Origin of the sequence: Telluria mixta (assembly GCF_029223865.1) — a bacterium.
Taxonomy (GTDB): Bacteria; Pseudomonadota; Gammaproteobacteria; order Burkholderiales; family Burkholderiaceae_D; genus Telluria; species Telluria mixta.
In genome coordinates this window covers 6,786,945-6,800,086 of sequence record NZ_CP119520.1, presented here as the reverse complement: position 1 = coordinate 6,800,086, position 13,142 = coordinate 6,786,945, and the positions used below count along the sequence as shown (strand labels likewise).

Below are 13,142 nucleotides of genomic sequence, written 5' to 3'. Positions count from 1 at the left end.
GTCAGCCGTCGCTGCGCAGCGCGGCGATGGGATCCAGCGCGGCCGCCTGGCGCGCCGGGTAGACGCCGAACGCGAGCCCGACCGCCACGCATGCCAGTACGGCCAGCAGCAGGCTCACAGGCGACCACGCCACCGACCACCCGGCCAGCGCGGCGATGCTGTAGGCCGCGACGCCGCCCAGTACGAGGCCGAGCAGGGCGCCGCTGACCGCGATCACGAGCGCCTCGGCCAGGAACTGTTCCACCACGTCGCGGCGGCGCGCACCCAGTGCGCGCTTCAGGCCCACTTCGCGCCGCCGCTCCAGCACGTTGGCCAGCATGATGTTCATGATGCCGATGCCGCCCACCAGCAGCGACACGGCCGCGATCGAACTCATGACGATGGTGAAGATGCGCTGCGTCTGCTGGTTCTGGCGGTACAGGCCCATGGGCACGATGAGGTTCGTGTCGTCGACGCCGCCGTGCCGCTGGTGGATGACCGCCTGCAGCACGCGCGCCGCGTCGTCCGGCGCGACCTGGGCGTCCAGGCGCACGCTGATGCCGTCCACTTCGTCCTCGATGCGGCGGAAACCGAAGCGCGCGCGTGCCGTTTCCCACGGCACGAACAGGCGCTCGTCGTCCAGGCCCAGCTTGACGCCTTCGAACTCCGCCTTGCTGGGCGTGCGGTCGGCCAGCACGCCCACCACCTGCAGCCACACGTGGTTGACCTTGACGCGCTGCCCGACGGCCGGCGCCGCGCCGAACAGCGTCTGCGCCAGGCGCGCGCCCAGCACGCAGACGGGGGCCAGGGTCGCGCCGTCGGCAGGCAGGAGCCAGCGGCCGGCCTTGAGCTGCAGGGCGCCGTGTTCCGCATACGCCGGCGACACGGCGAACGCGCGCCCGCTCACGACGCGGTCGTCGACGATCAGCTGATCGACCTTGATTTCCTTTTTCAGCGCGACCGACTGCGCGCCGGGTACGACGGACAGCGCCGCCGCCGCGTCGGCCGCGGACAGGCCCAGGGAGCGGGTACGGACGTCCTTCAACTGCTCGGCGTCGATGCCCTTGCTTTCGACGATGACGTTGTTGAGACCCAGTTCCGCGACGAGGCGCAGCGCCTCGCGCCGGCTTCCTTCGCCCACGGCCAGCATCGCGACGATGGCGCCCACGCCGAAGATCATGCCCAGCAGGGTGAGGCCGGTGCGCAGTTTGCGGCGCTTCAGTTCGGCGACGGCTTCGAGCAGGAGGGCACGGTTCATGTCTTGTCTTTCGGGGGAAGGAGCACGTTCGGAGGAAGAAGCACGACATGCGCGCCGGAAGCGAGACCGCTCCTGATTTCGCTGCGTACCGGGCCGCGCCGGCCCAGTTCGACCTTGTGCTTCACGGTGCGGCCCCCGTCGGCCGTGTACACGGCGTAGGCGGCGCCATCCTGCACGAGCGCGATGTTCGGCACCGTCAGCGCCGCCGCCTTCGTCACGAGGTGCACGGTGCCGTGCAGCGCCTGACCGGGCTTCAGCCCCAGTTTGCGCGCCGTCTCGGTGCCGATGGCGGCGTCGAAATCGCTGTACTTGACGGGCGACTCGGGCGAAATGACGCCGGCGCTGCTGCCGACCCGCGTCACGGTGAGGTCCAGTTCTGTGCCCGTGCCGGCCAGGCGCACGCGCACCGGCAGGCCCGGCTTGAGTCCGTAGGCCTGGCCCTCGGCCACGCTGAAGTGGGCGACGAGCTTGTCGAGGTCGGGCAGGGCGCCGAACGGCTCGCCCGCCATCTGGTTGGCGCCGACCTGGGGCTTGGCGCCGTCCCAGCGCGCGGCCAGCAGGAACACGCCGTCGTGCGGCGCCACCAGTTCCAGCGCGTCCAGGCTCCTGCGCTGCTGCGCCGCGTTCTGCGCCACGCTGTCGCGCTGCGAGTGCAGCACGGCGTCCTGCGCGGCGGCGCGCGCCTGGACCTGGCTGCCCTTCCAGTCCAGGTACGTTCTCTTCTTCGTGAGGAAACCGACGTCGGCCAGCGCATCGAGGATCGTGTTGCGGGCGAAGACGGACAGGTCGACGCCCGCATAGCGGCGCGACAGGCCCAGGTCGTCCTCGACGCGCGCGCGGTCGCCGGCCAGCACGCCTTTCTCGACGGCCGCGTTCTGGCGGTTGGCTTCCTCTGCCAGCGTCTTGCGCAGCAGTTCGATGTCGGCCTGCGACAGTTCCGCGCGTGCCTGCGGGGCGTCGAAGCGGGCCACGACCTGGCCTTTCGTGACGCTGCTGCCGTCCGGGACCATGTCCACCAGCACGCGGCTGGACCAGCCGCTGCCCGGCACCGCCAGCGGCGTGTTGGCGGCGGCCTGGATCTCGCCGTCCGCTTCCAGGGTTTCGGTCCACGCGCGCGGCGCCAGCGTTTCGACGGGGCCGCCGGCCGGCGACGATACGCCGCCGCAACCGGACAGCAGGGCCGCCAGCGCGGCGGCGAATGTATATGGGCGCAGCATCGGAAGTCTCATGGTCGAAGTCCGGCGATGCGGCGGGGGGCGCCCGGCAGCAGGTCCACCTGGACGGCGGCCCCGGGCTTGAGGTCTTTCGCGGGCGTGTCGAATTCGAGCTGCACGTCGCGCACGACGGCCGCCTGCGCCGCCGATTTGCCGTGGAAGGCGCGTCCCAGACCGGTCACGTGCGCGGCCAGTGTCTGCCGCGTGCCGGCCACGACGACGCGTGCCGCCTGGCCCACCTGTACGCCGGCGGCCTGCGCTTCCGGCACCCGGGCGTTGACGCCCAGCTGGTCCGGATCGGCCAGGGTTGCGACCGACAGGCCGACAAAGACCTGGCTGCCGATGGCGAACTTCTCGCCGTTGAAGCCGATACGGTGCAGGACCAGTCCCCGCCGCGGCGCCACGACGGTCAACGCCGCCTGGCCCTTGACCAGGGCGGCGATCTTTGCCCGCAACTGCGCCACGTCGGACTGCAGGCCGGCGCGCTCGGCCTGGCGCGCGCGCCGCTGCGCCTCGTACTGGGCCTGCATCAGCTTCGCCAGCTGGGCCTTTTCGACGCGGTCGATCACGAGCTTGTCGTAGTCGACGCGGCGGATGAGTTCCTTCGGCATGGTGGCCTTGCGCGCGGCCTTGTCGGCATTGCTTTGCGCCTCGGCCTGCGCCAGCACGCCGGCGCGGTCGGCCTCGGCCTGGTCCAGCTGCAGCTTGTCCAGCGCCCGCTCGCGTTCCTTCAGCGTGCCTTGCAGCGAGATCAGCTGGTTCATCACCTCCGTGGATTCGAACACGGCGATGGGCTGCCCGGCCTGCACCATCGTCCCTTCCGGCGCGAGGAACGCCAGCTTGTAATTCCAGACATACGAGATGGTCGGCGGCGACACGGGCATGGTCCGGCGCGACGCGATCTCGCCTTCGATCGCCAGCGCGGCGGGGGCGGCGGCCTTCGCCTGCCGGACGCCCGCAGCCGCGGCGCCGGGCGCCAGCGGTTCGACCAGCACGCTCATGCCCGCGACGAGCGGCAGGCCGTGGTCGTCCGGCAGGGCGATGCGCGCCCGGAAATAGCGGCCGAGCCCCCAGCGCGGCCGCGCTTCCGGCGCACTCGTGATGCCGGCCAGCTTCCCGGTCACGACGACGCCCGGCAGCGCGTCGAAGCGCACGTTGACGGCCTGGCCGTCACGCAGATACGGGCGGTCCGCTTCCAGCACCCAGGCCGTGACGACCATGCGGCCGTCGCCCAGCACCGTGCCGGCCGCGTTGCCCGGCCAGGCCGTGGAGCCCTCGTCCATGCGCTCGCCGTTGAACGGGCTGTAGCCGTGGACGACGATGCCGTCGCGCGTGGCGCGCACTTCCGACTGCGCCAGCTGGGCGAGCTGGAACGCCTCGTTGATCTGCAGTTTTTTCACTTCGAGCGCGCCGTCTTCCTTGCGGCGGGCGACGGCCGCGCGGGCGTTCTTGAGGCTGTCCTGCTTGATCGCGAGGTCCCGTGTGGCGCGGCCCAGTTCCGCCTGGTAGCGGTCGTAGTCCAGCGCCGTGATCTGCTGCTTCGGCAGCGCCGCGTCGACCTTCGCCTTGTCCAGCGCGGCCTGGGCGTTGACCAGCGCTTTTTCCGCCTCGATGGCCGCGACTTCCAGGGTGGCCGTCTCGCTGTCGGTCTTCGCGCGGGCGCGCTCGCGGTCCATCCGGAGCTGGTCGATATTGGTCGTGCTGGCCGAGTCGATCCGCAGCACGACGTCGCCCTTCCTGACCGGCGCGCCCTCGGGAAGGAAGTTGCGGATGACGATCGGCGACGTGTTCGACGGCGGCACGAAGATCGTCTGCGAATCCAGGGCTTCCACTTCGCCGGAGATAAGAACGGGGCGTGTGTCCGAGGCCGTGGCGGCCATGGCGACGAACGCCAGCAGCGGGACGAGGCGCTTCATGGCTGGGCGGCGACGCGGCCGTCGCGCAGGTGGATCGTGCGTTGCGCGCTTGCGGCGATGGCCGGATCGTGCGTGACCATCACGAGCGTCTGGCCGCCCGCATGCAGTTCGCGCAGCAGGGCCATCACGTCGGCCGCACTGTTGGAATCGAGGTTGCCGGTCGGCTCGTCGGCCAGCAGCAGGTCCGGCTCGTTCAGCAGCGCGCGCGCGATGGCGGCACGCTGCAGCTGGCCGCCGGACAACTGGCCGGGCAGGTGGTCGAGGCGCTGGCCGAGGCCGATGCGCTCCAGCAGGGCGCGTGCCCGGTCGGGCGCCTGCGGGTCGGGCTGGCGCGCATAGCGCTGCGGCAGGAGCACGTTCTCCAGCACGGTCAGGCGCGGTAGCAGATGAAAGGACTGGAACACGAAACCGATGCGGCGGTTGCGCACGTCGGACGCGGCATCGTCGTCGAGGGCGCTGATCTCGTCCTGCGCCAGGCGGTAGCGGCCGCTGTCCGGGCGATCCAGGCCGCCCAGCACGTTCAGCAGGGTCGACTTGCCGGAGCCGGACGGCCCCATCACGGCGACGAATTCACCGCGCGCCACGTGCAGGTCGATGCCGTCGAGGGCATGGATGTCGCTGCCGCCCAGGCGGTAGGTCTTGCGGATGGCACTCAGTTCTATCATGCCGAAAAGTATTTCTTACGGCACAACAGCTTGTCAATTGTTAAAAGCGTCAACCGGTAGATTATTTTGGCATGGCGGCAAGCCCGGCCAGCCGGCGGCAATCGGCCACGAGCCGGCGCCCGTCGACGTTGGTCACGCCCAGCAGCAGGCCGGACGTGGCTGGCGTATGCACATACCACGGCGACAGCGGCACGGGTGCGAGGCCGGCCTGCAGGGCGCGCGCGGCCAAATCGACGTCGGACGTCCCGGTGCGCAGGCGCGTGACGACGGCCATGCCGGCCGTCGCCTGCACCTCCAGCACATCGGCGGCCTCCTTGCGCAGGCAGCGCAGCAGGGCTTCGCGCCGCGCCGCATACAGACGTTTCATGCGGCGCAAATGGCGCAGGTAGTGGCCCTCCTGCAGGAAGTCGGCGACGGCGCGCTGGACGGGCGCGCCGGGCGCCGGTGCGAGGCACGCCGCGACGTCGCCGAACCGGCGCGCCAGTTCGGCCGGCACGACGAGGAAGCCGAGGCGCAGCGCGGGGCTGATCGTCTTGCTGAACGTCCCGATGTGCAGCACGCGTCCGCCCTGGTCGAGCGACGCGAGGGCCGGCGCCGCGCGGCCTTCCAGCTGCAGCTCGCTGAGGTAGTCGTCCTCGACGATCCAGGCGTCGTTGGCGCCGGCCCAGTCGAGCAGGGCGCGGCGGCGCGCGAGCGTCATCGTCATGCCGAGGGGCGCCTGCTGGCCCGGCGTGACGACGGCGAGCCGCGCATCCGGCGCCATGCGGATGCCGGCGGCGACATCCAGCCCGTCGGCATCGACGGGAACCGCCGTCACCGCCATGCCCGCGAGCGACAGCGCGGTGCGCGTCAGCGGAAAACCCGGATCCTCGAACCACGCGCCCTGGCCTTCCAGCGCGAGCGCGCGCACGACGAGCCCCAGCGCGCCCGCGAAGCCGGCCGTGATCAGCACCTGGGACGGGCTGCAGCGGATGCCGCGCGCGATGCCGAGATAGGCCGCGACTTCGCGCCGCAGGTCCGGATCGCCGCGCGGATCGGGGTAGCCGACGGGGCTGGCCGCCGTGTGCCGGGCCGCGCGCACCATCACGCGCGACCAGAGTTTATAAGGGAACGCATCCTGCGCCGGGACGCCCATCTGGAACGGCAGCGGCGTCGCGCCGAAGCTGTGGAACAGCTCGGGGATCGGTGAAGTGTCGGGCGCGCGGTCGGACGTGACTGCCGTGGCCGGCCGGCCGTTGACCCGGGTGCCGGCAGCGCCATAGCTCGTCGCGAGCTGCTCGTCGACGAGGCGTTCGTAGGCGATGCGCACCGTGCCGCGCGATACGCCCAGTTGCGCCGCCAGGTCGCGCCACGACGGCAGTTTCGCCTCGGCCGGGATCTGGCCCGATTCGATGGCGGCACGGATGGCGGCGTAGATCTGCGTGGCGAGAGGGGTCTTCCTGGCGCGGTCGAGGCCGATGGACAGGGTGGTCATCGGCCGATGGTACATTAAAAATGATCAAACTTGGCACTGTTTTTTGGCCATCAGCCGGCGCATCATGTCCTCATTCGGTTCAACCAGGAGAAGCAAAATGACGCAGCGCATGGATTACAACGCGGCCACCCCGGCCGGCATGAAGGCACTCGGCGGCGTGTACGGCCACATCATGAACAGCGGTTTGACCAAGGTGCTCGTCGACCTCGTCTACCTGCGCGTCTCGCAGATCAACGGCTGCGCCTACTGCATCGACATGCATTCGCGCGACCTGTTGAAGGAAGGCGTGAATGTCGAGAAGCTCGTGCTGGTGCCGGCGTGGCGCGAGGCGGGCAGCCTGTTCGACACGACCGAGCGCGCGGCACTCGCGTGGGCCGAGACGGTAACGAAGGTGGCCGAGACGGGCGTGCCGGATGCGGAATATGCCGCCGCCGCGGCCGTGTTCAGCCAGCAGCAGCTGGCCGATCTCACCATCGCCATCGGCCTGATGAACGCGTACAACCGGATGGCGATCAGCTTCCGCGCCCAGCCGGCCGCCGTGACGGCGGCGCGCTGAGGAGACGGCGATGAAATCCGCGATCGCTCTGTGTCTCGCGCTGCTGGCCGGCGCGGCCGGTGCGCACGAGACGGTGAAACCCCTGTTCCACCGCGCGCTGCCGAACGTGCCCGGCAAGGCGCTGGTGGCGGTGGAGGTGTCGTTCGCGCCCGGTGCCGAGTCGCCGCCGCACACGCATCCGAAATCGTCCTTCATCTATGCGCATGTCCTGTCCGGCGAGATCGTCAGCGCCGTCGACGATGCGCCGCCGAAGGTCTACCGCACGGGCGAGTCCTGGTACGAGGACCCGGGGGCCCGCCACCAGGTGACCCGCAACGCCAGCAAGGACAAGCCGGCCACGCTGCTCGCCGTGTTCGTGCTGGACGAGGGGGAGCAGAAGCTCGTGCTCCCGGCGGCGAAATGAACGCGCTGCCCGACAGCCGCATCGCCCGGGAGATCACGGAGTACGTGCGCGACACGGCCGGCGACATGCTGTTCCACCACTCCGCCCGCGTGTACTGGTGGGGTGCGCTGCTGGGCAGGCAGCTCGGTCTCGCGTTCGATCCCGAGCTGCTGTACGCCGCCGCCATGTTCCACGACATCGGCATTACGCCGCACTACCACGGCAGCCGGCAGCGCTTCGAGGTCGACGGTGCGAACGCGGCGCGCGATTTCCTGCGCGGCCACGGGATCGGCGAGCAGGACATCGACAAAGTCTGGCTGGCGATCGCGCTGCACACGACGCCCGGCATCCCCGAGCACCTGTATCCGGAAGTCCGTCTCGTGCAGGCGGGCGCCGGCATGGACATGGTGGGCCGGGGCATCGACGCCATCCCGGCGGCGGCGCGCGACGCGGTGCTCGCGGCGCACCCGCGCGGCCGCGACTTCGCGCACCAGGTCATCGACACGTTCTATGAAGGCCTGAAGCACCGGCCCGAGACGACGTTCGGCACCTTCAACGACGACTTCCTCGCGTTCAGGGACCCGGCATTCCAGCGCGGGAATTTGTGTAGCCTGCTGCTCGCGGCACACCCATGATGCCGTCGCCCATGCGCCGGCCCCAGTCGACCAGGTCGCGTCCGGCGCGCAGCTGCAGGACTTCCCATTCCCGCAGGCGCGCGTCGATCGGCCGGTCCGTCCGTTGCAGGGCATGCGCGAGCGCCAGCGCATTGGCCGCCGCCTTGGCCGCGCCGCCGGCCGTGTGCGGGCGCGGGACGAACGCGGCGTCGCCCAGCAGCAGCACGCGGCCGAATACCATGCGCGGCACGGCAAGGTCCAGGATCGCCTGCACGAACGGTTCCTTGGTTGTTTGAACCAGCGCGTTGAACTGCGGTGCGAGCAGCTCGCGGGCGTCGGCGCGCAGCATGGCCGCCCGGGCATCGGGCAGCGCGCCCGGCGGCAGCGAGAACGCGTGCGTGCGGCCGGTACGGTCGGTCAGCAACGCCGGGAGGTCGTCCTGCCCGACCTTGCGATACCACACCCAGTTCCAGCGCCTGTGGCCCGGTGCCGTCGAACCGTCTTCGCCGGGGACGAGATATTCGAGCAGCATCTGTTCGCCGTCGTCGTGCTGGAATGCGAAGACGCCGTCCAGCACCGCGCGGCTGTCCGCGTCGAGATCGGGCTCCGGCACGAGACCGCGCCACGCGACATACCCCGAGTAATCCGGCCGCACGTCGGGCAGCATCAGCGAACGAACCGTGGAGCGGGCGCCGTCCGCACCGATCAGCAGGTCGCCCGTCTCCACGCGGCCGCTCGCGAACACCGCGCGCACCTGGCCGCCGGCCTGCTCGACGCGCTCGAGCGTCTCGCCCGGATGGATGCAGTCGTCGGGCAGCGCGCGACGCATGGTCCCGTGCAGCATGTTCCACGACGTCTGCGTCTGCGGTTGATGATCGCGCCGCACGACATCGCCTTTGCGGTCGAGATAGATACGGTCGCCGGACGCCACGCCCAGCGCGCCGGCCGGCCGGATGCCCGCAAAGTGGAAGGCGTGCAGCACGTCCGGCTGCAGCACGATGCCGCCGCCGCGGCTGTCCAGCGCATGGGGCGAGCGCTCGAACACGTCGACTCTCCAGCCGATGGTTTTCAACGTGTTCGCGGCCAGCAGCCCGCCGAGCGAGCCGCCGATGATCAGGGCGCGCGGGCTCATGATGCGGCTGCGCCCGTGGTGGCGCGGCGGCCGGCCAGCTCGCCGAACCAGACGAGCAGCGCGGCGGCCGGGAAAGCCATGCCGGTCAGCAGGGCGGCATGCCAGCCGTGGTGGGCATAGACCCAGGCGCCGGCCGCGGAACCGAGCGCGCCGCCCGCGAAGAACAGCGCGAAATAAATGCCGTTCAAACGGCTGCGCACTTCGGCGCCCAGGGCGAAGATGGCGCGCTGGCCCAGCACGAGGTTGGCGGCGACGGCCATGTCCAGCACGATCGAGGCGACGACGAGGATGCCCAGCGCCAGCGTGCGGGAGTCCGGTTGATACAGCGGCAGCGCGAAGCCGACGATGCCGAGGACAAGCGCGGCGGCCGTCGCCATCAGCGTGTGGCCGGCGTCGGCGAGGCGTCCCGCGACCGGCGACGCGACGGCGCCCGCCATGCCGACGAGGGCGAAGATCGCGATGCCGGTTTGCGACAGGTGGAATTGCGGGCCTTCCAGCATCAGCGGCGTGACGGTCCAGAACAGGCTGAACGATCCGAACAGGCCCGCGTGGTAGGCGGCGCGGCGGCGCAGCACGGGCGTCGTCGCGAGCAGGTGCCACAGCGATCCGATCAGGCGGCCGTACGACAGGCTGTGCACGGGCACGCGCTGCGGCAGTCTGGCGCGCAGGACGAAGGCGAGGACGAACACCGCGACGGCGGCGCCGCCGAACACGACGTGCCAGCTGCCGTGGTCCGCGATCAGGCTCGCGGCCGGGCGGGCCAGCATGATCCCCAGCAGCAGCCCGCTGACGACCTTGCCGACGGCCTGGCCGCGCGTCGCTTCGTGCGACAGATGCGCGGCGAACGGGACGAGGATCTGCGCCGCGACGGAACCGAGGCCGATGCCCAGCGACGCGACGAGGAAGACCCAGGCGTTGGTGCTGAACGCGGCGGTGGCCAGCGCAGCGGCCGTGGCGAGGAGGGCGGAGAATACGAGCTTGCGGTTCTCGAGCAGGTCGCCCAGCGGCACGATGAACAGCAGGCCGAGGGCGTAGCCAACCTGCGTCAGCGTGACGATCAGGCCGGCCGCTTCCGGCGACAGGCCGGTCGCGGCGCTGATCGGGCCGACCAGCGTCTGGGCGTAATAGAGGTTGGCGACGATCAGGCCGGCGGACGTGGCCAGCAGCCGGACCATGCCCGGCGCGATGTCGGGTGCGTGTTTGGCAGGGGTGTGCATGAAAACTCCTTGTGATGGTGACGGAATCTACGCCCGTCGTGAAACGGGCGCGACTTCCTTTCGGTCAGGCGGCCAGCGGTTCGTAGTCGAGATAACCATGGACGCCGCCGCCGTAGAACGTGAACGGATCGGGCGTGTTGTACGGGCCGCCGCGGCGGATGCGGTCGACGAGGTCGGGGTTGGCGATGAAGCTGCGGCCGAACGAGGCCAGGTCGGCCATGCCTGACGTGATCAATGCGTCGGCCGCGGCGGGATCGAGGCCGCCGTTGGCGATGATGGCGCCGCCGAAGTTCGGGCGCAGCACGGCGAGGATGCGGTCCATGTCCGGCGCGCCGGCCCACGCGTTCGAATCGGCGGCGTGAATGTAGGCAACGCCGGCGGCATCCAGCATCCGGGCGACGTAAGCGTATGTCTCTTCCGTCGCCGGATCGGTCGCGTTGTTGTAGGCGGCGAAGGGCGACAAGCGCACGCCGATGCGGTCCGCCGGCACCTCGTCCAGCACGGCGCGCAGGACCAGTTCGAGGAAGCGTGCGCGGTTGGCGAGCGAGCCGCCGAACGCATCGTCGCGGCGGTTCGTGTGCGGCGACAGGAACTGGTGCGGCAGGTAGCCGTTGGCGGCGTGCAGTTCGACGCCGTCGATCCCGGCGCGCATCGCGTTGCGGGCGGCGCTGCGGAATTCCTCGACGGCCGCGTGGATGTCCTGCACGGTCATGGCGCGGGACGGCGACGCCGCGATGCGCGTATAAAAGCCGTTTTCCAGTGCGGCATACGGCTGCAGCAGGTGCAGGTCGTCGTTGACGGCGGACGGCGCCAGCGGTGCGCGGCCGTCCAGCAGCGCGTAGGAACTCACCCGGCCGCTGTGCCACAGCTGCGCGAACAAACGGCCGCCGGCCGCGTGCACGGCGTCCATCACGCGGCGCCAGCCGGCCACCTGGGCGTCGTCGTGGAGACCCGGCGCCAGTTCGAACGCGGCGGAGTGGCGCGACACGTTGGTCGCTTCGCTGACGATCAGGCCGGCCGATGCGCGCTGCGCATAATAGGCGGCGTTGGCGGCGGTCGGGACGCCGTCGGCGCCCGAGCGGGCGCGCGTGACGGGGGCCATCGCGATGCGGTTCGGCAGCGTCAGGTCGCCGAGGCGGGCGGGAGCGAGAAGGTAGGACATGTGAGGACTCCGTTGAAAAGATGGCCTCACTGTAGCGGCGCGGGCCGCCGGCGATAATCCGGCGGCAGCCGGCAACACCTTTGCGCAAACCGCAACGTCGTTCGGTAATCGCACACGTGGTTGACTATCGAACGACACATTGTTAAGCTGGATCGAAACGGCGACCAACAGCCGGCACTTTTGGAGACCGTCATGACCCATCAGGACCTCGACGTCCAGGCATTCATCAACCGCCATCCCTTTTCGCCCTACCAGTGGCTCGTGTTCGCCACGTGCTTCTTCATCGTCCTGCTGGACGGGTTCGACACGGCCGCCATCGGATTCATCGCGCCATCGCTGCTGAAGGAGTGGGGAGTCGGCAAGCCGGCGCTGGCGCCCGTGCTGTCGGCGGCGCTGTTCGGCCTCGCGGCCGGAGCGCTCGTCGCCGGCCCGCTCGCCGACCGCCTCGGACGCCGCATCGTGCTGCTCGGCTCCGTCCTCGTGTTCGGCGCGGCCTGCGGCGCATCGGCGTTCGCCACCGGCCTCGAAGGGCTCACCGTGCTGCGCTTCGTCACGGGCATCGGCCTGGGCGCGGCGATGCCCAATGCCGTCACCTTGATCAGCGAATTCTGTCCGGACGGGCGCCGCGTCGTCATCACCAACGCGATGTTCTGCGGCTTCCCGCTGGGCGCGGCGTGCGGCGGCTTTCTCGCCGCGTGGATGATCCCGCAGTGGGGCTGGCGCAGCGTGCTGGCGCTGGGCGGCATCGCGCCGGTCGCGCTGCTGCTCGTGATGGCGTTCACCCTGCCGGAGTCCGTGCGCCACATGGTCGCGCGCGGCGCGCCGGCCGAACGGATCCGCGCCGTGCTGCGCCGGATCCACGCCTCGGCGGCCGACGCCACGCGCTACGTGATGGCGGAGCAGGGCGCGCCGACCGGCGGCGGCTTCGCCGTGCTGTTTTCGCGGTCGTACGCCGTCGGCACCCTCATGCTGTGGCTCGCCTATTTCATGGGCCTCGTGATCTTCTATGCGCTGATCAACTGGATGCCGATCCTGTTCAAGGAGGCCGGCCTGCCCGCGCAGACGGCGACCCTGATCGCCGCGCTGTTCCCGCTGGGCGGCGTGGGCGCGATCCTGTTCGGCTGGCTGATGGACCGCTACGACGCCAACCGCGTCATCGCCATCGGCTTCGGGCTGACGGCGCTGGCCGTCTTCCTGATCGGCCAGGTGGCGGGCAACGTGGGCCTGTTGACCGTGACCGTGTTCGGCGCGGGCGCGCTGATGAACACGGCGCAGTCGTCGCTGCCCGCGCTGGCGGCCGCGTACTACCCGACGCAGGGCCGCGCCACCGGCGTCGCGTGGATGCTGGGGATCGGCCGCTTCGGCGGCATCGCCGGCTCGTTCCTCGTCGCGGAGTTGGCGCGGCGCCAGCTGCCGTTCGGCCAGGTGTTCATGGTGGTGGCCGCGGCGGCGCTCGTGTCGATGGCGGCGCTGCTCGTGAAGCGGGTGGCCGACCGCAACAGGCCTGCCGCCGGCGGGCCGGCGCTGCGCCCGCAGGTGGACCTGCACTGAGTTCCTTGCAACCTCCGGTCTT

Annotated in this window: 12 protein-coding genes; 4 read left to right on the top strand and 8 right to left on the bottom strand. The window is 70.6% G+C overall.

What is annotated here, in order from left to right; all coding sequences use genetic code 11:
* Position 1: 1 nt before the first annotated feature.
* From P0M04_RS29865 to pdxR, 5 genes are all read right to left on the bottom strand, one after another.
* Positions 2-1,237, bottom strand: a complete 1,236-nt coding sequence (locus P0M04_RS29865; protein WP_259450177.1) for an ABC transporter permease — start codon at positions 1,235-1,237, stop codon at positions 2-4.
* The gene (locus P0M04_RS29860; protein WP_259450176.1) at positions 1,234-2,454 is read right to left on the bottom strand and encodes an efflux RND transporter periplasmic adaptor subunit; all 1,221 of its coding nucleotides are present in this window, start codon (positions 2,452-2,454) and stop codon (positions 1,234-1,236) included. The genes P0M04_RS29865 and P0M04_RS29860 overlap by 4 nt, the downstream gene beginning before the upstream one ends.
* Positions 2,455-2,462: 8 nt before the next feature.
* Positions 2,463-4,367, bottom strand: a complete 1,905-nt coding sequence (locus P0M04_RS29855) for an HlyD family secretion protein (RefSeq protein WP_259450175.1) — start codon at positions 4,365-4,367, stop codon at positions 2,463-2,465.
* The gene (locus P0M04_RS29850; protein WP_259450174.1) at positions 4,364-5,032 is read right to left on the bottom strand and encodes an ABC transporter ATP-binding protein; all 669 of its coding nucleotides are present in this window, start codon (positions 5,030-5,032) and stop codon (positions 4,364-4,366) included. Before P0M04_RS29850 ends, P0M04_RS29855 begins: the two co-directional genes overlap by 4 nt.
* 61 nt (positions 5,033-5,093) lie before the next feature.
* Positions 5,094-6,506, bottom strand: a complete 1,413-nt coding sequence (pdxR, locus tag P0M04_RS29845; RefSeq protein WP_259450173.1) for a MocR-like pyridoxine biosynthesis transcription factor PdxR — start codon at positions 6,504-6,506, stop codon at positions 5,094-5,096.
* A 97-nt stretch (positions 6,507-6,603) separates the two neighbouring features.
* On the opposite strand from pdxR, the gene P0M04_RS29840 reads away from it, so the two are divergent.
* The 3 genes from P0M04_RS29840 to P0M04_RS29830 are packed head-to-tail and all read left to right on the top strand — an operon-like array spanning position 6,604 to position 8,079.
* Positions 6,604-7,062 carry a carboxymuconolactone decarboxylase family protein gene (locus tag P0M04_RS29840; RefSeq protein WP_259450172.1) on the top strand — a complete coding sequence of 153 codons (459 nt, stop codon included), beginning with the start codon at positions 6,604-6,606 and terminating at the stop codon, positions 7,060-7,062.
* 10 nt (positions 7,063-7,072) lie between these two features.
* Complete coding sequence (locus P0M04_RS29835; RefSeq protein WP_259450171.1) at positions 7,073-7,465, top strand: cupin domain-containing protein; 393 nt, start codon at positions 7,073-7,075, stop codon at positions 7,463-7,465.
* Positions 7,462-8,079 (top strand): HD domain-containing protein, encoded by a 618-nt coding sequence (locus P0M04_RS29830; RefSeq protein ID WP_259450170.1) that lies wholly within the window; start codon positions 7,462-7,464, stop codon positions 8,077-8,079. The genes P0M04_RS29835 and P0M04_RS29830 overlap by 4 nt, the downstream gene beginning before the upstream one ends.
* Here the strand turns inward: P0M04_RS29830 and P0M04_RS29825 are convergent.
* From P0M04_RS29825 to P0M04_RS29815, 3 genes are all read right to left on the bottom strand, one after another.
* Positions 8,018-9,190: an FAD binding domain-containing protein gene (locus P0M04_RS29825; protein ID WP_259450169.1), complete on the bottom strand. Its 1,173-nt coding sequence runs from the start codon at positions 9,188-9,190 to the stop codon at positions 8,018-8,020. The genes P0M04_RS29830 and P0M04_RS29825 overlap by 62 nt on opposite strands.
* Complete coding sequence (locus P0M04_RS29820) at positions 9,187-10,407, bottom strand: MFS transporter (RefSeq protein WP_259450168.1); 1,221 nt, start codon at positions 10,405-10,407, stop codon at positions 9,187-9,189. Before P0M04_RS29820 ends, P0M04_RS29825 begins: the two co-directional genes overlap by 4 nt.
* Before the next feature lie 64 nt (positions 10,408-10,471).
* Positions 10,472-11,569, bottom strand: a complete 1,098-nt coding sequence (locus P0M04_RS29815) for an alkene reductase (RefSeq protein ID WP_259450167.1) — start codon at positions 11,567-11,569, stop codon at positions 10,472-10,474.
* Positions 11,570-11,761: 192 nt separating this feature from the next.
* On the opposite strand from P0M04_RS29815, the gene P0M04_RS29810 reads away from it, so the two are divergent.
* On the top strand, positions 11,762-13,120 hold the full coding sequence (locus P0M04_RS29810) for an MFS transporter (RefSeq protein ID WP_259450166.1): 1,359 nt from the start codon (positions 11,762-11,764) through the stop codon (positions 13,118-13,120).
* The last annotated feature ends 22 nt before the right edge of the window (positions 13,121-13,142 follow it).

Excerpts from the sequence above, each read along its gene's own strand:
- P0M04_RS29865 (WP_259450177.1), bottom strand. The coding sequence starts at position 1,237 with ATGAACCGTGCCCTCCTGCTCGAAGCCGTCGCCGAACTGAAGCGCCGC.
- P0M04_RS29860 (WP_259450176.1), bottom strand. The coding sequence starts at position 2,454 with ATGCTGCGCCCATATACATTCGCCGCCGCGCTGGCGGCCCTGCTGTCC.
- P0M04_RS29855 (WP_259450175.1), bottom strand. The coding sequence starts at position 4,367 with ATGAAGCGCCTCGTCCCGCTGCTGGCGTTCGTCGCCATGGCCGCCACG.
- P0M04_RS29850 (WP_259450174.1), bottom strand. The coding sequence starts at position 5,032 with ATGATAGAACTGAGTGCCATCCGCAAGACCTACCGCCTGGGCGGCAGC.
- pdxR (WP_259450173.1), bottom strand. The coding sequence starts at position 6,506 with ATGACCACCCTGTCCATCGGCCTCGACCGCGCCAGGAAGACCCCTCTC.
- P0M04_RS29840 (WP_259450172.1), top strand. The coding sequence starts at position 6,604 with ATGACGCAGCGCATGGATTACAACGCGGCCACCCCGGCCGGCATGAAG.
- P0M04_RS29835 (WP_259450171.1), top strand. The coding sequence starts at position 7,073 with ATGAAATCCGCGATCGCTCTGTGTCTCGCGCTGCTGGCCGGCGCGGCC.
- P0M04_RS29830 (WP_259450170.1), top strand. The coding sequence starts at position 7,462 with ATGAACGCGCTGCCCGACAGCCGCATCGCCCGGGAGATCACGGAGTAC.
- P0M04_RS29825 (WP_259450169.1), bottom strand. The coding sequence starts at position 9,190 with ATGAGCCCGCGCGCCCTGATCATCGGCGGCTCGCTCGGCGGGCTGCTG.
- P0M04_RS29820 (WP_259450168.1), bottom strand. The coding sequence starts at position 10,407 with ATGCACACCCCTGCCAAACACGCACCCGACATCGCGCCGGGCATGGTC.
- P0M04_RS29815 (WP_259450167.1), bottom strand. The coding sequence starts at position 11,569 with ATGTCCTACCTTCTCGCTCCCGCCCGCCTCGGCGACCTGACGCTGCCG.
- P0M04_RS29810 (WP_259450166.1), top strand. The coding sequence starts at position 11,762 with ATGACCCATCAGGACCTCGACGTCCAGGCATTCATCAACCGCCATCCC.